The sequence below is a fragment of the Macrococcus epidermidis genome, from assembly GCF_003259695.1.
Taxonomy (GTDB): Bacteria; Bacillota; Bacilli; order Staphylococcales; family Staphylococcaceae; genus Macrococcoides; species Macrococcoides epidermidis.
In genome coordinates this window covers 128,456-150,694 of the sequence record NZ_PZJH01000001.1, presented here as the reverse complement: position 1 = coordinate 150,694, position 22,239 = coordinate 128,456, and the positions used below count along the sequence as shown (strand labels likewise).

25 protein-coding genes are annotated in these 22,239 nt (G+C 35.6%); 1 reads left to right on the top strand and 24 read right to left on the bottom strand.

Annotated elements, in window-relative coordinates; translation table 11 throughout:
- Window position 1: 1 nt before the first annotated feature.
- The 15 genes from BHU61_RS00905 to BHU61_RS00835 all read right to left on the bottom strand — a co-directional run bounded on the left by BHU61_RS00905 (window position 2) and on the right by BHU61_RS00835 (window position 16,688).
- Entirely contained in the window at window positions 2–781 is a 780-nt protein-coding gene (locus BHU61_RS00905) for an SDR family NAD(P)-dependent oxidoreductase (protein ID WP_111714199.1), read from the bottom strand.
- 135 nt (window positions 782–916) lie between these two features.
- Window positions 917–1,294 carry a GNAT family N-acetyltransferase gene (locus BHU61_RS00900; RefSeq protein WP_111714198.1) on the bottom strand — a complete coding sequence of 126 codons (378 nt, stop codon included), beginning with the start codon at window positions 1,292–1,294 and terminating at the stop codon, window positions 917–919.
- A complete protein-coding gene (locus BHU61_RS00895) occupies window positions 1,291–4,047 on the bottom strand; it encodes an acyltransferase family protein (protein WP_111714197.1) in 2,757 nt (918 codons plus the stop codon). The genes BHU61_RS00900 and BHU61_RS00895 overlap by 4 nt, the downstream gene beginning before the upstream one ends.
- Window positions 4,048–4,112: 65 nt before the next feature.
- Window positions 4,113–4,826: a YebC/PmpR family DNA-binding transcriptional regulator gene (locus BHU61_RS00890; protein ID WP_099581170.1), complete on the bottom strand. Its 714-nt coding sequence runs from the start codon at window positions 4,824–4,826 to the stop codon at window positions 4,113–4,115.
- 113 nt (window positions 4,827–4,939) lie between these two features.
- Window positions 4,940–5,581, bottom strand: a complete 642-nt coding sequence (locus BHU61_RS00885; RefSeq protein ID WP_111714196.1) for a Bax inhibitor-1/YccA family protein — start codon at window positions 5,579–5,581, stop codon at window positions 4,940–4,942.
- 173 nt (window positions 5,582–5,754) lie between these two features.
- Window positions 5,755–7,113 carry a gluconate:H+ symporter gene (locus BHU61_RS00880; protein ID WP_133454260.1) on the bottom strand — a complete coding sequence of 453 codons (1,359 nt, stop codon included), beginning with the start codon at window positions 7,111–7,113 and terminating at the stop codon, window positions 5,755–5,757.
- A gap of 5 nt (window positions 7,114–7,118) precedes the next feature.
- Window positions 7,119–8,666, bottom strand: a complete 1,548-nt coding sequence (gene gntK, locus BHU61_RS00875) for a gluconokinase (RefSeq protein WP_111714194.1) — start codon at window positions 8,664–8,666, stop codon at window positions 7,119–7,121.
- Entirely contained in the window at window positions 8,667–9,356 is a 690-nt protein-coding gene (locus BHU61_RS00870) for a GntR family transcriptional regulator (protein ID WP_111714193.1), read from the bottom strand.
- Window positions 9,357–9,499: 143 nt separating this feature from the next.
- Entirely contained in the window at window positions 9,500–10,033 is a 534-nt protein-coding gene (locus BHU61_RS00865; RefSeq protein WP_170122419.1) for an alpha/beta hydrolase, read from the bottom strand.
- Window positions 10,034–10,098: 65 nt separating this feature from the next.
- Entirely contained in the window at window positions 10,099–11,109 is a 1,011-nt protein-coding gene (locus BHU61_RS00860; RefSeq protein WP_111714191.1) for an inorganic phosphate transporter, read from the bottom strand.
- Window positions 11,110–11,120: 11 nt separating this feature from the next.
- On the bottom strand, window positions 11,121–11,738 hold the full coding sequence (locus tag BHU61_RS00855) for a DUF47 domain-containing protein (protein ID WP_111714190.1): 618 nt from the start codon (window positions 11,736–11,738) through the stop codon (window positions 11,121–11,123).
- 224 nt (window positions 11,739–11,962) lie between these two features.
- Window positions 11,963–12,880, bottom strand: coding sequence for an NAD-dependent epimerase/dehydratase family protein (locus BHU61_RS00850; protein WP_111714189.1), 918 nt, complete (start codon window positions 12,878–12,880; stop codon window positions 11,963–11,965).
- Between the two features lie 66 nt (window positions 12,881–12,946).
- Window positions 12,947–13,978 (bottom strand): alpha/beta hydrolase, encoded by a 1,032-nt coding sequence (locus BHU61_RS00845; protein ID WP_242444204.1) that lies wholly within the window; start codon window positions 13,976–13,978, stop codon window positions 12,947–12,949.
- A gap of 86 nt (window positions 13,979–14,064) precedes the next feature.
- Window positions 14,065–15,165: a YkvI family membrane protein gene (locus BHU61_RS00840; protein WP_111714188.1), complete on the bottom strand. Its 1,101-nt coding sequence runs from the start codon at window positions 15,163–15,165 to the stop codon at window positions 14,065–14,067.
- An 83-nt stretch (window positions 15,166–15,248) separates the two neighbouring features.
- Window positions 15,249–16,688, bottom strand: coding sequence for a DHA2 family efflux MFS transporter permease subunit (locus BHU61_RS00835; RefSeq protein WP_111714187.1), 1,440 nt, complete (start codon window positions 16,686–16,688; stop codon window positions 15,249–15,251).
- A 228-nt stretch (window positions 16,689–16,916) separates the two neighbouring features.
- Here BHU61_RS00835 and BHU61_RS00830 point away from each other — a divergent pair, with 228 nt between their 5' ends.
- Window positions 16,917–17,294, top strand: a complete 378-nt coding sequence (locus tag BHU61_RS00830) for a hypothetical protein (RefSeq protein WP_099581192.1) — start codon at window positions 16,917–16,919, stop codon at window positions 17,292–17,294.
- A 93-nt stretch (window positions 17,295–17,387) separates the two neighbouring features.
- On the opposite strand, the gene BHU61_RS00825 is transcribed toward BHU61_RS00830, so the two are convergent.
- From BHU61_RS00825 to BHU61_RS00785, 9 genes are all read right to left on the bottom strand, one after another.
- The gene (locus tag BHU61_RS00825) at window positions 17,388–17,891 is read right to left on the bottom strand and encodes a hypothetical protein (RefSeq protein WP_111714186.1); all 504 of its coding nucleotides are present in this window, start codon (window positions 17,889–17,891) and stop codon (window positions 17,388–17,390) included.
- Window positions 17,892–17,981: 90 nt separating this feature from the next.
- Complete coding sequence (locus BHU61_RS00820) at window positions 17,982–19,124, bottom strand: DUF418 domain-containing protein (protein ID WP_111714185.1); 1,143 nt, start codon at window positions 19,122–19,124, stop codon at window positions 17,982–17,984.
- Complete coding sequence (locus BHU61_RS00815) at window positions 19,117–19,461, bottom strand: zinc ribbon domain-containing protein YjdM (RefSeq protein ID WP_146608854.1); 345 nt, start codon at window positions 19,459–19,461, stop codon at window positions 19,117–19,119. Before BHU61_RS00815 ends, BHU61_RS00820 begins: the two co-directional genes overlap by 8 nt.
- 11 nt (window positions 19,462–19,472) lie before the next feature.
- Complete coding sequence (locus BHU61_RS00810) at window positions 19,473–19,988, bottom strand: methylated-DNA--[protein]-cysteine S-methyltransferase (RefSeq protein ID WP_111714184.1); 516 nt, start codon at window positions 19,986–19,988, stop codon at window positions 19,473–19,475.
- Between the two features lies 1 nt (window position 19,989).
- Window positions 19,990–20,451: a GNAT family N-acetyltransferase gene (locus tag BHU61_RS00805; RefSeq protein WP_111714183.1), complete on the bottom strand. Its 462-nt coding sequence runs from the start codon at window positions 20,449–20,451 to the stop codon at window positions 19,990–19,992.
- A gap of 228 nt (window positions 20,452–20,679) precedes the next feature.
- Window positions 20,680–21,102: a hypothetical protein gene (locus tag BHU61_RS00800; protein ID WP_111714182.1), complete on the bottom strand. Its 423-nt coding sequence runs from the start codon at window positions 21,100–21,102 to the stop codon at window positions 20,680–20,682.
- Between the two features lie 17 nt (window positions 21,103–21,119).
- A complete protein-coding gene (locus tag BHU61_RS00795) occupies window positions 21,120–21,545 on the bottom strand; it encodes a DUF2178 domain-containing protein (RefSeq protein ID WP_170122418.1) in 426 nt (141 codons plus the stop codon).
- A 1-nt stretch (window position 21,546) separates the two neighbouring features.
- Complete coding sequence (locus BHU61_RS00790) at window positions 21,547–21,756, bottom strand: helix-turn-helix transcriptional regulator (protein ID WP_232508185.1); 210 nt, start codon at window positions 21,754–21,756, stop codon at window positions 21,547–21,549.
- 20 nt (window positions 21,757–21,776) lie between these two features.
- Window positions 21,777–22,205 (bottom strand): hypothetical protein, encoded by a 429-nt coding sequence (locus tag BHU61_RS00785; protein ID WP_111714180.1) that lies wholly within the window; start codon window positions 22,203–22,205, stop codon window positions 21,777–21,779.
- Window positions 22,206–22,239 lie beyond the last annotated feature (34 nt).

The following is a 22,239-nucleotide window of genomic DNA, read 5'->3' as shown; positions in this document are numbered from 1 at the left end:
CTTATAAGCTCGGTGATTTCCCGCCATCGATATTGACTGCTACACCTGTCACATAACTTGCCGCTTCACTGACTAAGAATGAAATAACATTCGCTGCTTCACGTGTATCACCAATACGACCTAACGGAATATCAAACTTCGGATCTCTTGCATATTCTTCCCAAGTTAATTCTGGTGCTTCTTCCTGCCAGCGTTTCTCAATTTGTCCGCTACGAATTAAGCCGATACATACAGCATTTACTCGAATATTGTATTGTGCTAAATCTTTGCTGAGTGTCTTTGTTAATGCCAATCCTGCTGCACGTGTAACAGAGGTTGGTGTTGTGTTAGCTGGTGGATTCTTACCTGCGACAGCTGTAAGATTAACGATTGCCCCACCATTTTTCTTAAGTTCTGGAATCGCGGCATGTAACATATGCACTGCTCCAAATAGTTTAAGATCTAAATCCTCCTGCCAATCATTCAGAGAAACTTCTTCAAAATTTTTAGCAAACGCACTACCTGCATTATTGATTAATATATCAAGCTTGCCATAAGTATCAATTGCCTTTTGTACGAATGCTTTACAATCTGCTTCTTTTGTTACGTCACATACTTGATATGCGACTTCTTTGCCTGTTTTCTCTTTAATTTCTTTTACCACTTCAATCAGTTCATCTTCATGACGGCTGGCGATAACAACGTTTGCCCCTTCTTCAGCCAGAACTGTTGCTGTTTCTTTCCCGATACCTTTACTAGAACCTGTGATCACTGCGACTTTATCTTGTAAACCTAAATCCATTTTATCAGCTCCTTTTACCTAAAATATATCAAAAATCATGCTGTGATAATAGGAATTAACTTTTTGCGAAACTAAAAAAAAAAATGCATCTTTTCCGGATACTCAAAGTATCGAAAAGATACACAATTTCAATCCTTATTCACCAAATGTCCTTCTAAAACCATAAAATGGTCTGAAACTTTTTTCATAATAGCCTTTAGAGTCACTTGTTGCCAGCAATTCCATACGTGTGGTCGGGTATAACTGGTGAATATGTTCAACCAATGCCTTTGCAATACCACGGCCTCTATAATCATGATGTGTAATTAATTCACAAAGATAGAGACTAATATGTCCATCTGTAATAGCTCTGGCACAACCAACAACCTGTTCTTCTTCAATATAGACGTAACTCTCACTATTTAACCATGCAGCAAGTGTCTGTTCATGACGTGCAACTAAATTGTCCCAACCTTCTGCTGCATTCATCTTTTGTATGGCATCAATATCATTTTCTTCAAACTTTCTAATCATTTTTTATCCTCTTTGTTTGATTTCGTCTTTTTAAGTAACGGCATTAAATCCGATTCGATGTGTGGTGCTAAAGTTTTAACAAAACTTTGTGTCATATGACCTTTATCTGAATACGCTATGACACCATCTATAACTGGTTCGCATCGCTCTTTTGGACAAATGTATTGAGTATAATCATAGTAATGTACATTCGAAGGTTTTTCTTTAAGTTTTGACCAGTCTGTCGTTTTTGGTACGACTTGATTTTTCGGTACAGTACATTTGATATTTTTTGCACCATTTTGAGCGACACATTCAGGTACACTATTTCTAAAGTAAGGTGTATCTCTTACACCAAATATTTCAATGCCTGCGCTCTGTAATTTATGAAACTGTTTAATATACCCTGGTGGTACAGTAGTGATATTAAAATATGATTTCTCAGCAGTTGTAAAGACGAGATCAGGATTCAACGCTTTTATCTTATCAATAATCGAATCATTCCATGCTTTACAGTCTGGACGTGCAACTGCTTTCTCTTCAAGGCTGCAGCCACTTTTCGTCATATTAACGATACGTATAGGATACTTTTCAGATATCGTTTGCAATGCCCCTAACCAATGCGCTGAATGTGAGTCTCCAACGAGTGCTACTGTATATTTATAGTTATCTTTCTTACCATAGATACAGCTTTTAACTGTTTTCGATTTATCCTGAATATGACAACCATCTTTATAACTTTCCGGTATATCTTCTTTAGCTGACAAAACATTCTCACGTTTGGCTTTTATATCTTCTAATATTGGCATCATATCTTTTTCAACGTAAGGTGTTAGTGTTGATACAAATGTTTTTGTCATATGTGATTTATCAAAATAGGCGACAACATTCCCTACAACAGGTTCACAATAATCATCCGGACAGATTTTATCCGTATAATCTACAAAATGAACACCTTTTGGTTTTTCAGCAAGTTTTGACCAATCTGTTGTTTTTGGCACAACAAGTGCTTTCTCAACCTTGCAAAGATCACTATCACGTCCATTTGCCTGAATACATTCAGGTACGTCCTTCCTGAAATAAGGTGTATCTCTTATTGCAAATATTTCAATACCACGCTCTGTAAAGGCATTAAACTGTTCGATGTAACCTTGCGGAACTTCAGTCACGTCGAAATACGAAATTTCGGCCATGGCTAACACAAGATCTGGCTGCTCTGCGCTTACTTTCTCTACAACTTGCTCATTCCACTTATCACAAGATGGTAAGCCTTTTCTATCAGTAGATAAACGACACCCACTCTTTGTTACGTTTAATAAGCGAATCTTATGCTTCCTAGCAATATCATGAACAGCTGTAAACCAATGTGTAGAATGGCTTCCACCAACAACTGCAACCGTATAATCATACCCTTTAGTAACACCATATTCGCAAATTTTCACTTCAGGAGAATTACTCGATACGTGACAACCATCTTTATACGTTTGTGCCTGATCTTCTTTAATATTAGCATCCCGTGGGATATAAGGCTTTTCTTTAAAATCATTCATTTCAAAGACTTTTGCACCAGGATATTGATTTGATTTAGCAAGTGCTTTACTTTTTTCTATTTCCTGATGCATATGGTTTTGCCATAATGAATTCAGCCCAAGAACCGGTGCTAAGCAAAGTAATATCACTAACAATACTGGCCATGAATTATTACGAGCTTTAAGTAAACGAATCGGACGCTCAATTAAGTGTGTGACTAATACTGATAATAAAAGTGACGCAGCCATAATTAGACATCCATGCAAAATAGACACGTGTTCATTGTTAAAGATTACATGATAAAATGTCAGCAATACCCAATGCCATAAATAAAAGCCATATGAATAGCCGCCAAGTTTAACCATCCATTTTGAACCAAGTAATCGTTCTACACCAAATTTTGTAGCATTCTCTCCGGAAAGTAATATTAACACAGCAGATAACGTGGGCCATAATGCAATATAACCTGGGAACATTGTGGAAACTTCAAGTAAAATACCACAAAGTATCAACATGATTAATCCAAACCAACCTGCTACTGCAGACAAAAATGATGGCAACTTAATGCGTTGTATCATTAGACAGAGTATGCCACCTAAACTAAACTCCCATACGCGTGTACGTGTATCAAAATATGCCCATGGCTGATTAACTTGTGTAAGATAAATAGAGTAGCCTAGTGATACACTAAACAATATTACGAGTAGTACAAACAAAGGTTTTTTTATCTGTTGTTTAAATAAACGTGATAGTAAAATAGCGCACCATATTACAAAGAACCAAATCAAATAAAATTGTCCCTGTATACTCATCGCCCAGAAATGCTGTACAGGACTCTTCTCATTGCCTGCATCTAAATAATCTACTGAATTAAAAGCCAGTTGCCAGTTCTCATAGTACAATGCAGAAGCAAATACCTCTTTTATCGTCTGCATCCATCTCGCACCTGGCAAATAGAAATAACTTAATATAATCACAGTAAACAAGACAAAAAATGCTTGAGGCATCAACCTTTTTAACAGTCCCATAATAAACTCAAAGAAATTTACTGTGCCTGTCCTACGAAATTTAGAAAGTAGACTCGTCGTAATTAAAAAGCCACTTACGACAAAGAACACATCAACCCCACCAGAAACTTTACCTAACCATATATGATAGATTGCAACAAGCAATGCAGCAACTGCACGAAGACCTTCTATTTCTGGTCTGAACTTCTTTTTTGATACCGATTGGTCCTGAATCATTTTATCACCTGTACGATTTTATTTTGCATAAAAATAAGTCAGGATTCATCCTGACTTCAAATCAATTATAATTCCACATTGTGATGTACTGTTTGTACATCTTCTAAATCTTCGATTGCATCGACTAGTTTCTCAAATACTTCTAAGTCGGCATCTGATAACTGTAATTCGTTTTGTGCAAGCATTGAAAGCTCTGCTACTGTAAACTCTTCAACGCCTGCTTCTTTTAACGCATTTTGGACAGCTGCAAATTGATCAGGTTCAGCATAAACGATTACGTGTCCATCTTCTTCTAACACGTCACGGACATCGATATCGGCTTCCATTAATAATTCTAATGTTTCGTCAGCTGTCTTACCATCAAAACCAAATACTGCAGTGTTTTCGAACATATAGCTTACTGAACCAGAAACACCCATGTTACCGCCATTCTTACCGAAAGCTGCACGCACATCACTTGCTGTACGGTTGACGTTATTCGTTAACGCATCAACAATTAACATTGATCCACCTGGCCCAAAACCTTCATAGCGTAATTCATCGAAATCCTCTTCGCCGCCACCTTTAGCTTTTTCAATGGCACGATCAATGATATGTTTTGGTACAGAATATGTTTTTGCACGTTCAAGTACGAATTTTAAATTTTGGTTTGATTCTGGATCTGGTTCACCAGATTTTGCTGCAACATAAATCTCACGACCAAATTTTGCATAAATACGACTCGTATTTTTATCTTTTGCTGCTTTCTTATCTTTAATATTGTTCCACTTACGACCCATTATATACACGCTTCTTTCAAATTAATATGTCATTATTATACACTTATATTTTCAATAGCACAAAACAAAAAAAAGGAAACACGACAAACGTGTATCCTCAAAATTCTTTAATGCTAATCTCTTAAAATACTTGCTAAACGTAAAATATCCATGATGATATTTAACAAGTTAATAAATAAGTTAAAGCCCATTTCACGTGGGGAAAATTGACCACGTTTCATTCTGTTAAAATCATAAATTGTATATAGTAAGAAAATCGCAAGACCTGCAATCGTAATCACGAGATGGAACATCGGTATTTGAATGAAAATTCCCGCAAAGCTTGCTAATACTAATACAATAAGCGCCGGGAATAATAGACGACCTAAGTTGGTTGCATCACCAACAACGAAGTAACCCATTGCACCGAATGCTAGGAATGCACCAATTGCTAACCCTACGTTCTGATAGAATACAGTTGGCCCGAGCGTTCCGATATAATACATAAATGAAGCATAACTTACTACGCCAAGTGCAAATGCCATTACGTTTGAAATGACTGCGCCAAATTTTCTTGAAGCTTTAACAAATAAAGAAATGATTACTAAAGCGAATATTAAGACTGAAACCATCATACGCATACCTGGTGGCACGAACTGTCCGACAAACGTTCCAGCCGCAAAAACCACCCAGTAATACATGAAATAAAGCCATGCATTTCTTATTGCAGAGCCATGTGACATTTGTCGTGGAGCCTGATAACTATAATTATTCATTAAATCCCTCATTCTTTTAAAAATTATTATTTTTGTATATATTATTGTACTTTGTTTCGTCATATTACACAAATATTGTGGACTTTATAGTTAAACTCTATACTATAAGGATATCCTATCAATATATTAAATTAATACTCAAAGTAAAAAAGACAACCCAAAGGCTGTCTAATCTAAACAAACATACTAAATATTAATATAAAGATGAGTCCACTCACTGAAATAATTGTTTCAAGCAATGTCCATGTTAACACTGTTTCTTTCACAGTTAATCCAAAGTACTCTTTAAACATCCAGAATCCTGCATCATTGACATGAGAGGCAATAACACTACCTGCACCTGTTGCGAGTACAACGAGCGCTAAATTCACATCACTTGATTCTAAGATTGGAATAACGATACCTGTCGTTGATATCGCAGCAACTGTCGCTGATCCTAAAGCGATACGTAATACTGCTGCAACCAGCCATGCCAGTAATATTGGAGAGAAGTCTGAATGCGTAAATAAAGTTTCAACATGTTTACCGACACCCCCATCAATCAAGACTTGTTTGAAAGCGCCACCTGCACCGATAATCAAGATCATCATCCCGATTGGATAGATGGCATCTGTCACTGACTGCATTACATCTTTCATTTGTCTGCCGCGATTTAATCCCATCGTAAATATCGCTAATATAATTGAAATCAACATTGCAGTTGATGCATCACCAATTAAGTAGATGGTTTTCATCAATGCATTTGGTGCTACGCCACCCGCTTCAACAATCAATTTCACTACTGTAGCAATTAACATTAAGATAACCGGGAATAAAGCAGTTAATGTACTGATAAAAAATCCTGGTGTGTCTTCAATTTTAAAATGTACATTTTTACCGAGTGATGAAATATCACCTTCACGTGTATAAGCAGTCGGTGCAATTTTCTGAGCAATTTTATTGAAGATTGGTCCCGCAATTATTGCAACCGGTATTCCGATAATAAAACCATATAATAATACTTCACCTAAATTTGCACCATACTCTTTGGCGATCATAACCGGCCCTGGATGGGGCGGTAAGAATCCGTGTGTTACTGATAACGCTGCCGCCATTGGAATACCTAAATAAAGTGCTGGTAATTTCGTTTCTTTTGCGATTGTATAGACGATTGGAATAAGCAATACTAATCCAACTTCAAAGAATAATGCGATACCAATAATAAATGATGCAACGACAACAGCCCACTGAATATGTTTTAAACCAAACTTGTCGATCAATGTGTGCGCGATACGCGTTGCACCACCACCATCAGCAAGTAATTTCCCGAGCATCGCACCAAGTCCAAAGATAAGTGCGATATGTCCAAGCGTTCCGCCCATGCCTGCCTCAATTGTTGCCACTACTTTATCTAGCGGCATCCCTAATAACAATGCTGTCGTAAATGCTGTAACAATTAATGAGATAAAGGTATTTAACTTCAGTCCCATAATAAGAAATAACAATAGTAGTATTGCGATAAATACCGTGATTAGCGGCCATTGTGCTGTCATAAAATTCATTCTGTTTCATTCCCTTCATGATTTCTCTGGAAGTTTGCCATATCTAGATAAACATCCATCAATTGATTCGTTACTTTCATATAAATCGGTAATATTTCACGGTAGAGCACTACATGCTCGTGAATCGGTTTGTGCGGTTTTGTAACGCCCACCATATCACTGATGTGATTGAAATCCGGTTTAATACCAAGTGCCACTTGTCCAAGTGTAACTGCGCCTAAACATGAACTTTCAACACTTTCAGGAACAATCACTTCATGTTCAAATATATCAGCCATCATTTGACGCCAGAGTGCACTTTTCGCAAATCCACCTGTTGCTTTCAACGTCTTTACTTCACCATCCATCAATACACCTAATGCGATAAATACGGTATATAGATTAAAGATGACACCTTCTAAAGCAGCACGTATCATATGCTCTTTTTTATGTGATAATGTCAGTCCGAAGAATGAACCGCGTACATTGGCATTCCAGTAAGGTGCACGTTCTCCGGCTAAAAATGGATGGAAGATCAACCCATTACTCGCTGGTGGTACACGTTCAGCAATCTTTGTAAGCACTTCATAGCTATCTATACCTAGACGTTTTGCAGTTTCTACTTCACTGGATGCAAATTCATCACGAATCCAGCGTAACACGACGCCACCATTATTCACCGGTCCGCCAATAACCCACTTATCTTTCGTTAATGCATAGCAAAATAATCTGCCGTGTGCATCTGTCTTCGGTGCATCGATCACAGTACGAATAGCACCACTCGTACCGATTGTTACAGCAACTTCTCCAGGTTTGAAGGCATCAACACCTAAATTACTTAATACACCGTCACTTGCTCCAATGACAAATGGTGTATCAGGGCTAATCCCCATCAGTCTCGCATATTCAACATTAAGACCAGTAATGACTTCTGTCGTATCTACCGCTTCTGAGAAATTGGCTTTTGTAAGTCCAAGGAGCTCAAGCACGGCTTCATCATAGTCTAATGTATTGATATTAAATAATCCTGTCGCACTTAATATCGAATAATCTTCTACGTAACGATTAAATAATTTGAAGAACACATATCCTTTAATACCGATAAATTTATTCGCAGCACGAAATGTATCTACCTCTTCATGTTTAAACCACATCAGTTTACTTAAAGGACTCATTGGATGAATTGGTGTACCTGTGCGCTGATAAATGGATAGACCATCATATTCTCGATTGAGCAGTTCACTGTATTTATAACTACGATTATCGGCCCATGTAATACTATTCGTCAGTGGTTGATGTGCCTCATCCATTAATATCAGACTATGCATCGCACTCGAAAAACTTACAAAAGCTATTTCATCTTCTTTAGCTTTACTTATCTTTACAACGTGAGCAATCGTCTCTATCACTGCATCAAATATTTGCTGGACATCTTGCTCAGCTATATCACTATGTGGGGTAAGTAATGGATATTCTTTATGATGGACTGCAATGATTTCTCCACGCATGTTATAAAGTACACTCTTCGTACTTGTCGTACCGATATCAACACCGATCATATACATTTAAATATCCTCCTTCGTTTGAGAGTAGAATAAATCATCCACCTCATCATTTAAATCATCAAAATTAATGTGCAGCACTTTCTTATATAACTTTCTGTCCTGGGTACGTACTGCTTTAATATACATCTCATGATTATTAAATATTCGTTCAAAATCTGCTTTATCTTCATTCATTCGTTGCTGCATTGAAATGAGATTAAGGATTAACATATTGGGTTTAATCGCCTGCCATAGTTTTTCTAACTGCTGATGATGAATGGATTCAATCATCGTCTGATGAAATAAAATATCCTGCATCGCAAATTCTGCAGCATCATTAAATTTAACCGCAACACGCATCATCTCAAGTTTCTTTTCAAGTTCGAGTACTAATGTTTCTATTGTTGCATGATCAATTTTCTCAAATGCAAACCCTTCAATCATAATACGCATATCGTACAATTCCTGAATATCTTTATCCGATAAAGCACACACTACAGCACCCATACGTTCTAATCGAATCAGGTGATCATTTGCGAGAATCTTTAATGCATCACGAATAGGTGACCGACTCACTTCATATAATGTAGCTAATTGATTTTCAGAAAGTTTTTCGTTGCCTTTTACCTCACCTGAAATAATCTTATGTCTTAAATGAAAAGCGATACGTTCTCCTGACGATAAATTTTCTATCCACTGTTTCGGTAGCATTCTTTCCACCCCGTCTACTTGTATACAAGTATATTACTTTAAAGTTTTATTTTTGTAAACGGTTACTTTGAAGCGTTTACAAAATTGTCACTAAAAAAGATATAAAAAATACACGGTTTAAACATTAAACCGTGCAAATATCTCTATTTTAAAAGTTGATTGAGGGCTTGAATACCATCATGGAATTCATGTTTGCCACTTTGTTCTGTAATCAACTGAATTTCCGGGAACTTTTCTTGCCAGCATTTCTGATGACTGATATGAACGCGGTCATCATCTTCTGACTGTATATGATATAAGGGGGCTGCTACTTTTAATTCACCAGTTATGATATTTTGTGAATCACTAAATTTCTCATCGCAGCCGAAATATGGTGAACCAATCATGATTACTTTTTCGATGTTGTGCTGTACTGTGTTTTCGGTTAAATATTTTGTAATAACCGTGCCACCAAACGAATGACCAATTAATATAACCGGTTCATCCATCGGTACTTCAGCTAAACTCTGTATGAATACTTTCACCCAGTTATCATAAATTTGTCCGATGTCTCTTGGATAATCACCTGCATGCCAGATGTATTCCGGTATCTCTTCTTTCGTCTTTCTAATGAGTGGATTACTACCACTCGTAACCGACTGTACGCCGGCACTATGCACAAATACAATGTGTTTCATCTTCATCCCTCCATAAAAAAATTCGGATAAACTAATATTAGTTTACCCGAATATGTATCATTTAATTAAAAGATATGTGTAACAAAATTAACGATATAAAAAACAATTGCTGCAAGTAAAGCTGAAATTGGCATCGTAATTACCCAAGTAATGATCATACGTTGTGCTGTTGTCCATTTTACACCTTTCACACGGTGACTTGACCCGACACCTAAAATTGATGATGATACAACGTGTGTTGTTGATACTGGTAAATGTGTATAAGTAGCGCTAAAGATAATTAAAGCTGATGATAAATCTGCCGCTACACCGTTTGCTGGTCTGATCTTCATAATGTTACCACCAACAGTTTTAATAATCTTCCATCCACCAACTGCTGTACCAAGTCCCATTGCTGCAGCACATGATAACTGTACCCACGTTTGTGGTTCAGTACTTCCGGTCTGCATGCCTGCTGAGATTAATGCCATCGTAATAATCCCCATCGCCTTCTGGGCATCGTTAGAACCATGGGCAAAAGCTTGAGCTGCTGCTGTAAAGATTTGTACAACTCTGAAACTACGATTTGTTTTAGTCAGATTCGCATTTTTAAATACTGTTTTAATAATCGTATACATAATATATCCGACGATAAATGCAAGTAGTGGTGAAATAATTAATCCGACAACAATTTTCGTAAATCCAGCATATTCTAATATGCCAAATCCACCAGAGGCAACTGCAGCACCTGCAATTGATCCGATTAATGTATGAGATGATGAACTTGGAATTCCATAATACCAAGTAAGTAAGTTCCAAGTGATTGCACTAATTAATGCCGCTAATATTACAACTTGACCATTTTGTAACGTAAACGGGTCAACGATATCTTTTGTTACTGTCTTAGCTACACCGTGAAAGAGAATCGCTCCGATGAAGTTCAGTACAGCTGCCATTAGAATTGCATGACGAGGCTTTAACGCTTTAGTAGAAACTGCTGTTGCTATTGCATTCGCTGTATCATGGAAACCATTGATAAAGTCAAAGGCTAACGCGAAGAACACAATCGCAAACGTAAAAATAATAATCGGTTCCATAAAAATGCTCCTTAACTATTTTTCATAATGATTGATTCAAGTATATTTGCTACTGCCTGACATTTATCAGCGATATCTTCTAAAGACTGATAGATGTCTTTAACTTTCATCACAGTTAAAGGATCTGTTTCTACAGATAAGATATGTTTAATTGATTGTCTTAAAATACCATCACAGTTTGTTTCATGCTCTTTAATATTAATAGAGTGTACACGCACGTGAGATAACTTCTTCTCAGCAACAAGTGTCACTGCTGTCTTAATTTCCTTTGTACAACCTTGAATGTTCTGAACAAATTCAGCCATATACTCATCTGAATATTCGATAGAATACATTTCAAACATCGCTGACGTCTCTTCCATACCATCCATAACATCATCAATAGCATTGGATAAAGCAAGAATATCTTCACGTTCAATTGGTGTAATAAATGTTTGATTTAAGTCAGAAATCATCTGATGCATTAACTCATCACCATTTGTTTCGTATGCTTTAATATTGTCTGCATATTTTTTCAGATCAAACGCATTATGAAACGTCATCTCACCAAATGCAATCGCTGCACGATCCAGATTTTCTGCCATCGCTTCTAATTGCACTGCAAACTTATCTTTCTTTCTGTTAAACATCGTAAATCCTCCCATTAATAAAAAACATATTTTATGACTACAACGATATTCTATAGGAAAAAACAGTGAAAGCATAGTGTTTTGTAAAAATAAAGTAAACTATTTATAGTAAACGTTTACTATATTACAGTATTGTAAATTTAGTATTTCAGTATTGTAAACTTGTCTGAAAAGTAAAAAAATAGACACCCTGATGCATAGTACATCAGGATGCCATTTTGCCTTTATTTTGTATATTTCTTCTCAATACCTTTTTCCTTTTCTTCCTGGAAACGTTCGATACGCATCTCCACATCAAATATCTTCATCGTTAAATGATGAATGGGTGCCTGCGTAAGCATATAAACAAGCCATGGTAACGTCGGCTCATAATCATGTAGCGCAATGATTAACGTATCCGTACCTTTTAGTCGTCTGAATTCCATACGTGCCCTACTATCAACGTGTGCATGATGTAATACACCGCCTGTTATATTATAGACAATGCGATTGTCATCAGATTTCTCATCATCTTTTTCAAGCGTTAAGATATGCTTCTTAACACCATATATTTCAAAGCGACCGTCATTTTCTTTTACTTCTACAAAGTCCAGTGCCATGTCACTTAACCATGCAAAGTAATGTTTACTCACACGTTCAACCGTCCAGCTGGAAGGCATTAATGTACGCTGAATGCTACGGACATCATTCGATTTAGAGTTTTGGGTTTGCGCAACGATACCTTTTCGTTTAACGGGTGTCTTTGTGATTTGAACTGGTGTTTTATAGCTTTTCAGGATATTAATCGTTTCTTCATCCTCACCTGTACCGCTCACGTAAATGATCGCCTTTAAGTTTGTCGCTTCTGCCGCACGTGCAAAGTTATCAGCACTGATTGCATTAATATCCTGAAACGTCGCATCATTCAGCTTGTTAGAGCGTTTTGTCGGGTCTAAAAAATATACACCAAAGTCCACTTGACCGAGTGCATCTATACAGTCATTCAATGAGAACATATCTCCTGTGACCCAATGCATATCTGCTTTGCTGTCTTCAGCAGGATATTTACTCATCGCATAAATTTCATAATCATCTTTTAAATATTCATATAAGTTTTTACCGATATAACCTGTCGCACCTGTTAGTAATAAACGTGGTTTCATCTTTTGACCTCCATACGGTTATTTCTTATATTGTACCCAATTTCTTATATGCATAAAAATGATTTATTAATTTTTATCCTGTTTTATCTTAATTTCAGGTATCTTCTCTTTTACAGTATTTGATGAATAAGGTGACTGACTTGTATGATTACCGAGAAACATCATGAGTTTACGATATGTCAGACGAGATTCTTTCAGCTCCATATGAAACTGATATTGATGGCGTAATCCATGCGTGTCATCAAAAAATGAATAGGCGTATGGTACATTGCTTGCTTTTAGCACTTTCACCAGTTCATGCGCCTGAGAATCAAATGGATCAGCATCGCCAACCGTTAGAAAGGTCGGTGGATATCGCTTCGTAATATTTGCTGTCGTACTGAGCTGCTCTATCGGTTTGAATTGCTTCTCCCAATGCTTTTCACCGGTATAGCTCTCCATAAACAGTTCTATACGTGGGAACTTTGTCGCACGCACAGTCTGCATATTATATAGCCCTCCAAACAATACTACTGCTTTCAGTTGATTGGCTTTAAACACAGGCTTTTGCTGCATATCATGCATCAGTTTATTATTCGTATGCATCGCTGCAAACTGACTTGCAATTTGAGCACCAGCAGAATCACCACCGATGATAATCTGAGTAAAATCAATCGGTAATTGATGATCATTTTTCTTTAAGAATTTTGCCGCTGCTAATTCCTGCAGGATAGGTGTTGGATATTGGTTTCCCGGTGCCAATGCATAATTGATATTCGCTACAATAAATCCCTTCTCTGCAATCTGTGCAAGATACGGATTTTTATGGCGTTTATCTCCAGCAATAAATCCACCACCGTGTGTCCACATAATAAGCGGTAATTTATCACCTTTTTTGATGTTTTTCGGCATAATGATATCCATCTGTGATAACGGGGCAATATCGCTATATGTAACGTTTCTTAGCATCTTTACATTTGATGCTTCTATCGCACGCTCATTCAGTAAAGCATTTTCTGATAATCTCGCATCATCACTAATATGCCATCCCATCATCACACTGATTCCCATCGTTATCAACGCAATTAAAATGATGTAAATTAAATATCTTTTCTTCAATGCAACCGCCCTTTCTCGTAGGTCATTATTATAGCATAACACCTAAAATGATAAAAAAATAAAATGGGGCAATCCCCATTTTATCTTTATGCGATATGATTTTTACCTTTTTTCTTTCGATCAAAGTATTTCTTTGCAATACCGATACATAAAATAATACCGACATAGCCTAATAATGGATAAGCAGTTTGTACTAATTTAGAAAATCCTACAAAACTTAATAAGTATGATAGTCCCATTAAACTAAATAGCATTATTTTATATTTTTTAGAATATGGTTCAGAAAATCTTGCAATAAATGAGTACATTAATCCTGCAATCGTATTATATATTACCATCAACATAATTATACTTAAAGCAATTCCAAGAATTGGATGAATCGCTTTACCTAATATTAATGTTGGTATTGCAGAATTATTAATCTTATCTAATTCACTTAATAATCCTGAGTTCACCATCAATAATAGTATTAATAACGTAATTCCACCAATTGTTGCACCTTTTCCTGCAACTCTCATACGACTAGCGTCTCCACCTATCGCTGCGAGTATACTAAATCCACTTGCAAAAGCAAGACCTCCATAATTAAGTCCTGACCACCACCACAATGAACTTTCTGGTAAGAATGAAAGTTTAAATGGTTGTTTATCAGTATTAATATGACTTTGAATCTCTCCAAATGATATCGAACCTTTAAAGAAATAATATACAGCAATCGTAGTTACTGCAATTATTAAAAAAGGTGTTACTATACCTAACGCACCAATTATTTTACTAAAATCTAATAATAAAGTAATAATAATCGCTATTACCATAATTAGTGATCCTAACCATATAGGTAGACCAAAACTTTCATGTGCTGCACTACCTGCACCAGCAACCATGATTGTAGCTAAACCATATAAGAAAAATACTAAAAGATAGTCAATCACTTTTCCAAATTTTTTACCAAATAGGTATTGAATCGTAGATTCATGATTCTCTGCATCTAAACCATAACCTAACTTTACAGTTTGGCGTCCAAAGAAAGTGAGCATCAAGCCAGCGATTAATATAGCTAGGTAACTATATATACCATAGTTCGTAAAAAATGTTAAAACTTCTTGACCTGTAGAAAAACCTGCACCTACAATAACACCTACATACGCGAAGCCAATTTTTATTGCTTCTATATTATTTTTACTCATCAAAACGCTCCTTTATCGTATTTAAAAAACATGCCTGTTAAGACAGACATGTTTGTTTACCCTGCTATTATATTAATAAAACATTATTTTGAATGTTCTTCCGGAAGTCCGAACGTTTCACCCTCAGGTGCCACAGATTTCGTAATAAATAATGCTGTGATTAGACCGATAACTGTTAAGGCAATCGCAAACCAATATGCATGATGCACCCCTGTCGTTAATGCTTCATTAACTTGGGTCATCGATGGGTTTGAAATCCCTTCTAGCGCTTTCTTTTGACCATGTGTCATAATACTTACGAACACTGAAATACCCATTGCACCAGCAATTGGCTGAATCATATTACCGATTGCCGTACCATGTGGGTATAGTTTCTTCGGTAACTGATTGATTGCATTCGTGTGACTCGGCATCATAATCATTGAAATACTCACCATTAATACCATATAGACAACGATGAAGACATAAACGCTGATACCAGGATGAATGGTTGAATAGAATAGCATGACAAGTGCCAGTACAAACATTCCAGGAATAATCATTTTTCTTGGCCCTAGTTTATCAAAGATACGTCCCATAACAGGACTCATCGCACCATTTAATAATGCCCCGGGTAATAAAATCATACCTGCCACTTTTGCACTAAATGCCATCGGACCTTGTAAATACATCGGCATCACGATTTCTGAAGCAAACATAGCCATTACAACGACAACAAAGATGAACATCCCACGCGCATAGTTTGCATATTTAAATACAGAAAGATCAAGTAATGGATCAGCAAGTTTACGTTGTCTTAATGCAAACAATACCATCGCTACAATTCCGACAATAATAAATGTAAGAATCATCGGATTACCAAATCCACCTTTAGCTGTACTTACTGAACTGAACCCATAAATGATACCAGCAACACCAATAGTCGATAACACGACAGATAAAATATCAATCTTCGGTTTCGTTACTTCACCGACATTTTCTAGGTAACGCATAGCAAATACAATTGAGAAGATGACAAATGGCACAACCGAGAAGAATAACCAGCGCCAGCCTAAAGTATCAACGATAACGCCTGATAACGTCGGACCAATCGCTGGAGCGAACATCATCACAAGACCAAAATTCCCCATTACTTTACCACGCTCATGCGGCGGAAATAAATTCAGCATCGCATTCATGATCGTTGGAATAAGCAGTCCCGTACCTGCAGCCTGTATCATACGACCTGCAAGAATCATCGGAAAGTTGACAGCAAAACCTGCAATCAATGTTCCGATTAAAAATAAAGACATTAAACCGATAAATAACTGCCTCGTTGTAAACCATTGTATAAGTGATGCAGATAACGGCATCAATACGCCCATCACCAGCATAAATCCAGTAGCCAGCCACTGAACGGTAGGTGCATCTACATTAAATACGCGCATTATTTCCGTTAATGCGATATTCAGTAACGTTTCATTTAAGAACGTAAAGAATGCACCAATTAAAAAAGTAATCATTATAATTGTTGATTTTTTCATGTTTCCTCCAAAAAAATAATGAGCTAGCGCTCAATACTCTCCTTTTATTTGTCTATACATCTTACAACATTAAATAATACGAATCAATAACAAAACATCATGTTAGTATAAAATTACATTATCACCACTAAATTTTACAAACTAAATAATAATTATACAATCAATAACTTTGTGAATCAGTAAAATAATATTATAATGAAGATAACTTATATTAAGGGAGCGATTAGAGTGGAATTAAACAAACAAGTTGTACATATGTTCTTGAAAGAAGCGCATGTAAGAGATTTTGAAGATATGTCACCAGAACCAACAACAATGCACCGATTAGATTATGAACAAAGTGAACAAGATCCAAGTCTTTATGAATTTAGATTAACATTTATGTTCGGACACTTTGGTACTCAAGTAGACGGCGTTATCGAAGCAGCAATCCTGATCCAAAGTGAAGATGGCAGTGAAGTTGATGTTATTTCAGAAATTAAGAAGGAAGAAGGCATGTTTGCAATTCCTTTATATGCGAAAGCGTCATCAATTATTACAAAACTATCTGAAGACCGTGGACAATTCCCGATTATCGTCCCGATTGAGTTATGGTTAGAAGAATAAAATAGGCGTTAGACAAAGCGTTCAGCCTTGAGGTTGCTTTGTAGTCGCCGTAAATAGGCGTAAGACAAAGCAAAAGCGTAATGACATCGGTCATTACGCTTTCTTTGATATTTGATTGAAATCAACGACCACTTTATCTAACTTTTTAGCAGCTTGCTTTAACATATTTCTTGCAACCTGATTTTTAGGATCAAGCTTTAATATTTGTTTCGCTGTATCAAATGCTTCTTTATCCGTAATCACCGGCTCTGGCACAGCATATAAAAATAAGAGTTGTAACAAACTTTTCACTTCATTGCTATCGGTCATTTCAACAGAACGCATTGCATGATAATATGCACTATTAAATGCGCCGTTTACTTCACTTAAAGGATAAACTAACAGTAAGAATGCTAAATCGTGTAGTTCCACTGTTTCTGTATCTTTCATACATTCTAATATAAACGTATAATACATCACAGATTCACTATCATGACAGGCACTTACAAATGCTTCTTCAAACATCATAAAGTCAGTCGATTGCATCAATGCTTTAGCAGATTCAAAATCTCCACTTAACACGTAATATTCTATTTTTCCCTGTAATTCTACGCGCATTTGATGCACCTCCTCATGATTGAATAGCCATGTTATTGTAACATAGAAACGCGTAAATTCCTATTTAAAAAATTCATTGCAATAATGACATTATTTCATATAGGTAATCTTGCGCCAAATCCATTCGAGAGGGCCCTGTTTAAACTTTTTGAAATAAATACTTGTAAAAATCATCTGGAACAACACGATTGCAAGTGCAACAAGATATACTTGTGCAATTGATAATTGACCATATTGTCTAAATACATAAAATACGATGAACATTAATAAACTCTGCATAATATATAATGTAAAGCTCATCTTCCCCATACGTTGAAATGGCTCAAATAATTTCTTTACTGCTGGATACTCGCACAGTAACGTGACCCATATAATGTAGCTTATAAATAACAATACCCCACCATAATAAATAAAATCATAAGAAGCCATCACATTGATTTCGTAAGCAATCATTAAATATTTCAAAGTAATGCCTACAAATGCAAAGACAAATGAAATCACGAACATCGTCACTTTATGTTCTGTTATTTCCTTCAATAGATTCGCACGTTTCACAAACATCCCTAATAATATAAAAGGCATGATCGTTAAGAAATAACTCAGCGTAGTACCTGGATTAATGATTGCAAACCCCTGATAGAAGAAATCACTATTATATTGAACAATATTGCTTAAGTTACCGCTCGACATCACTTTAATCCATTCATTTTGTGAAGTTTCAAAACTTACGAGTTCTTTACCGAAGAAATCCGGCTGCATAAATATCGCAAACATACTCGGTAATGCTCTCATCATATTCAATACAATTAATATTATCGCTGTGATGAGCGTAATAATATTTGGAAACAGTAAAAATATTATTGCAGCAAGTCCTATGACAGCATAGACATTTAAAATATCGCCATAGAACAAGAAGAAACCATGTAAAAGTCCAAATACGAGTAATGCTGCCATCCTTCTATATAACACTGGAATAAAGTTACCACCACGACCTTTAATATTTTCGGCCATTATGGCTAAACCGAAGCCAAATAAAAACGCGAATATCGGATAAAATGAATTATGAATAAAAATAATATTTAACTTATATAACCACTGATCAAGCGGCGATTTAAAATACACTAAAGGATCCGTATAAACTTCATTCATATGGAAGCCCACGATATTCATAAATAATATCCCGATAATACTCATACCTCGAAGTATATCAATGCTATCGATACGCTTATTCATTTAACTTTTTCACAACTTCACTTTTTAAGTTTAACTGACCAAAGCCATCCACTTTACCATCAATGTCATGACCATTTTCCGGTTCGATAATACGGATACTTTTTACTTTCGTACCTTTCTTAATGACGGATGAAGTCCCTTTAACCTTTAAATCTTTTATAATAGTAGCACTATCTCCATCATTTAAAATATTTCCTACACTATCCTTAATAACCGCTGTCTCTTCAACTTCAGGATTAATCGGCCATTCATGTGCGCACATTGGGCATACATAATTTAAGCCATCCTCGTATGTATATTCTGAACCACATTTCGGACAATTTGGTAAACTCATTATTTTTCCTCCTATTAATTAACGTATGGTATACCTTCTATAACTAATAATTCTATCTTCATATCTAAACCACCACTGAAACCAGTGAGCTTACCGCTCTTTCCGATTACACGATGGCATGGTACTACAATCATAACAGGATTTGCACCAATTGCACCACCGACAGCACGAATCGCTTTCGGGTTATCAATCATCTCACTGATATCACTGTAACTTCTTGATTCACCGAAAGGTATATTTAAAAGTGCTTCCCAGATTGATTTCTGAAATTCAGTACCATGCAGATCAAGCGGCCAGTTAAAGTGCTTTAACTCACCTTGAAAATAACGTTCGATATCTCTTATATACTCATTATTTTTCTCATCAGCAGGGTAACCTGTTACACGCTCTGCATCAGGAATAAATCGCTTGATATGATGATCAACATATTCTGTCGTGTCATCATTTGCAAAGAAGATAACACCTAAGTCGCTTGATGCTAATACGTAACCGCGTTCATTAATATCAAACTGACTAATATAAATATTCATATTACGCTCCTTTTAACGGTGAATTCAAACCAAAAGCAGGACGCTCCATATCAACATGTGGAATTAAATCGACAAAGTAGACGTCAGATACTGTGTTAAATCCGAAACTACCGTAAAATCTTTCTAAATGTGCCTGCCCTTGGAGATGTAAATTTAAATAATGATGATGTGTATCAATATATTGTAACGCCTGATCCATCAATTCTTTAGCAAGACCCGTACCACGGAAATCAGGATGCACGATAACACGACCAATATGCACCGTATCCGCTTCAGGAATAATTCGCGCATACGCAGCAATTACACCATCAACCTCTTTATACATATGCACGCATGATAAATCCTTCTCATCGATTTCTTCATAATAGCACTGCTGCTCTACGATAAAAGTATCTACCCTAAGTTTATATATCTTGTAAATCTCCAAAGGTTTAAGCTCTTCAAATAATTTATAATGCCACATATCCCTCAACCCCTTTATATGTTTATTTGATTGTATTATAAGGATAGAAAATAATAAAGTTTAAATAGAAAAAGTCCGATAATTTGAGCATATCGGACTTGTTTTTTGATTTTACGCGATTATGAGGTGCGTCTTGTCCGATTTAAGTCGTATATCGGACTTGTTTTTTGATTTTACGCGATTATGAGGTGCGTCTTGTCCGATTTAAGTCGTATATCGGACTTGTTTTTACTCTGTTCTCTCACTTATAAATACATATTTACTAATCGCGTATATTAAAAGCATAATTGGAATAATCCATGCTATAACCGATAGATTTATTGAATCTATTCTTAGCCATTTTAGAATAAAATAGCTCGCCATTACTGTTGCAGTGATGAACAATAAAAAACGATGATCAAATTCATATTTTAACTTTATCGTAAATTCGTCTTCTATAATTACTTCTCCATTTTCATTCATGTTTTGTTTATGTTTTTTGTATCTATTCCATGTCCCTAAGCATACACCACCTAAATAAAATATTAAAAAATCATAATGAATCTTTTCGTTTAGAATAATATGATCTAACAATTCTAAAATAATTAATAATGAAAAGATTATAATCAAATTTTTATAATAAGTTTTTTTCGTCGCTTTCTTTACATACATTTTACACACGCTCCAAATTATGATTTAGCATTTCTATATAACCAAAAGCCAATTGCATACGATGCCATCATTAACAAAAGTACAATCGATAAATTTCCAACTGAAACCGTTTCTATTTTTAACGGTATCGCTATAAATAAGAAAATTACTGGGATATAAAATAGGAGTACAGGTAACGCTAAAGTATTATATTTATTAGCTATTAATTCATCTCGTTCATCTGTAAGTTTTGTATCAAGATTACCTGGATTCTTTTTCTTAGAGATAATAAAAATGAAAATATAGGCTATTATTGCACCTGTCAATGGTGGTATATAACTATCAATATCATAAGCTGAATTAGGATCTTTAAAATATTTAATATAAAAAGTAGATAATACTAATACTGCACAATAAACGACTGCATTACGAATCATCTTCCTTCTCGTCATTCCTTTTTTCATTTTAATCCTCCTCCAGTTTAAATAGCGCATCAATTGGTACATCGAAGTACTGCATAAGCTTTAAAGCAAGTTCTAAACTTGGATTATATTTATGATTTTCTATTGCGTTAATCGTTTGGCGTGTAATATCTAGATCCTTGGCCATTTGAACCTGAGAAATATTACGTGACGTCCGATGTTCTTTAATATAATTGATAACGATGGTGATCACCTACTTAGTTAATACTTATTTTACGAGTTAATTTTATGAAATATAGTATATCCGATTGCGTAAATCATTAATAAAATCCACCATGCAATCGAAAGTTGAAAAAAAGATATGCTTTCAATTTTAAATGGTAATGCTAACAACATAAATAAACATGGCAAGTATAAAAATAGAAAAGGAAATACTAATGTATTATATTCCTTTGATAACATTTCATCTCGCTCATCCGTAACTTTAGTATTCAAGTTTCCCGGGTGTTTCTTTTTTGATATGAAGTAGACAATAATAGTTCCTGTTAATGCTCCTATAAACATCGGCATATAAGCATTTATATCATACAATTTTTCTGGATGCATACAATAATTAATATAATAATTACTCATTAATATTCCTAAACAAGCTATCAGTGAATTTCTAATTTGCTTTTTTCTCGTTAAATTTTTGGCAATCATAATAATCCCCCTTTGTTAAAAGTGTAAAGATATC

Bases quoted from the DNA above. Each gene is read 5' to 3' on its own strand.
- BHU61_RS00870 (WP_111714193.1), bottom strand. From the start codon at position 9,356: ATGCTACCGAAACAGTGGATAGAAAATTTATCGTCAGGAGAACGTATC.
- BHU61_RS00810 (WP_111714184.1), bottom strand. From the start codon at position 19,988: ATGAATATTTATATTAGTCAGTTTGATATTAATGAACGCGGTTACGTA.
- BHU61_RS00905 (WP_111714199.1), bottom strand. From the start codon at position 781: ATGGATTTAGGTTTACAAGATAAAGTCGCAGTGATCACAGGTTCTAGT.
- BHU61_RS00865 (WP_170122419.1), bottom strand. From the start codon at position 10,033: ATGAAACACATTGTATTTGTGCATAGTGCCGGCGTACAGTCGGTTACG.
- BHU61_RS00805 (WP_111714183.1), bottom strand. From the start codon at position 20,451: ATGTGGCATTATAAATTATTTGAAGAGCTTAAACCTTTGGAGATTTAC.
- BHU61_RS00860 (WP_111714191.1), bottom strand. From the start codon at position 11,109: ATGGAACCGATTATTATTTTTACGTTTGCGATTGTGTTCTTCGCGTTA.
- BHU61_RS00900 (WP_111714198.1), bottom strand. From the start codon at position 1,294: ATGATTAGAAAGTTTGAAGAAAATGATATTGATGCCATACAAAAGATG.
- gntK (WP_111714194.1), bottom strand. From the start codon at position 8,666: ATGTATATGATCGGTGTTGATATCGGTACGACAAGTACGAAGAGTGTA.
- BHU61_RS00855 (WP_111714190.1), bottom strand. From the start codon at position 11,738: ATGTTTAACAGAAAGAAAGATAAGTTTGCAGTGCAATTAGAAGCGATG.
- BHU61_RS00820 (WP_111714185.1), bottom strand. From the start codon at position 19,124: ATGAATAAGCGTATCGATAGCATTGATATACTTCGAGGTATGAGTATT.
- BHU61_RS00825 (WP_111714186.1), bottom strand. From the start codon at position 17,891: ATGCGCGTAGAATTACAGGGAAAAATAGAATATTACGTGTTAAGTGGA.
- BHU61_RS00795 (WP_170122418.1), bottom strand. From the start codon at position 21,545: ATGAAAAAAGGAATGACGAGAAGGAAGATGATTCGTAATGCAGTCGTT.
- BHU61_RS00895 (WP_111714197.1), bottom strand. From the start codon at position 4,047: ATGATTCAGGACCAATCGGTATCAAAAAAGAAGTTCAGACCAGAAATA.
- BHU61_RS00885 (WP_111714196.1), bottom strand. From the start codon at position 5,581: ATGAATAATTATAGTTATCAGGCTCCACGACAAATGTCACATGGCTCT.
- BHU61_RS00840 (WP_111714188.1), bottom strand. From the start codon at position 15,165: ATGAGTAAAAATAATATAGAAGCAATAAAAATTGGCTTCGCGTATGTA.
- BHU61_RS00850 (WP_111714189.1), bottom strand. From the start codon at position 12,880: ATGAAACCACGTTTATTACTAACAGGTGCGACAGGTTATATCGGTAAA.
- BHU61_RS00880 (WP_133454260.1), bottom strand. From the start codon at position 7,113: ATGACAGCACAATGGCCGCTAATCACGGTATTTATCGCAATACTACTA.
- BHU61_RS00785 (WP_111714180.1), bottom strand. From the start codon at position 22,205: ATGATTGCCAAAAATTTAACGAGAAAAAAGCAAATTAGAAATTCACTG.
- BHU61_RS00800 (WP_111714182.1), bottom strand. From the start codon at position 21,102: ATGTATGTAAAGAAAGCGACGAAAAAAACTTATTATAAAAATTTGATT.
- BHU61_RS00835 (WP_111714187.1), bottom strand. From the start codon at position 16,688: ATGAAAAAATCAACAATTATAATGATTACTTTTTTAATTGGTGCATTC.
- BHU61_RS00890 (WP_099581170.1), bottom strand. From the start codon at position 4,826: ATGGGTCGTAAGTGGAACAATATTAAAGATAAGAAAGCAGCAAAAGAT.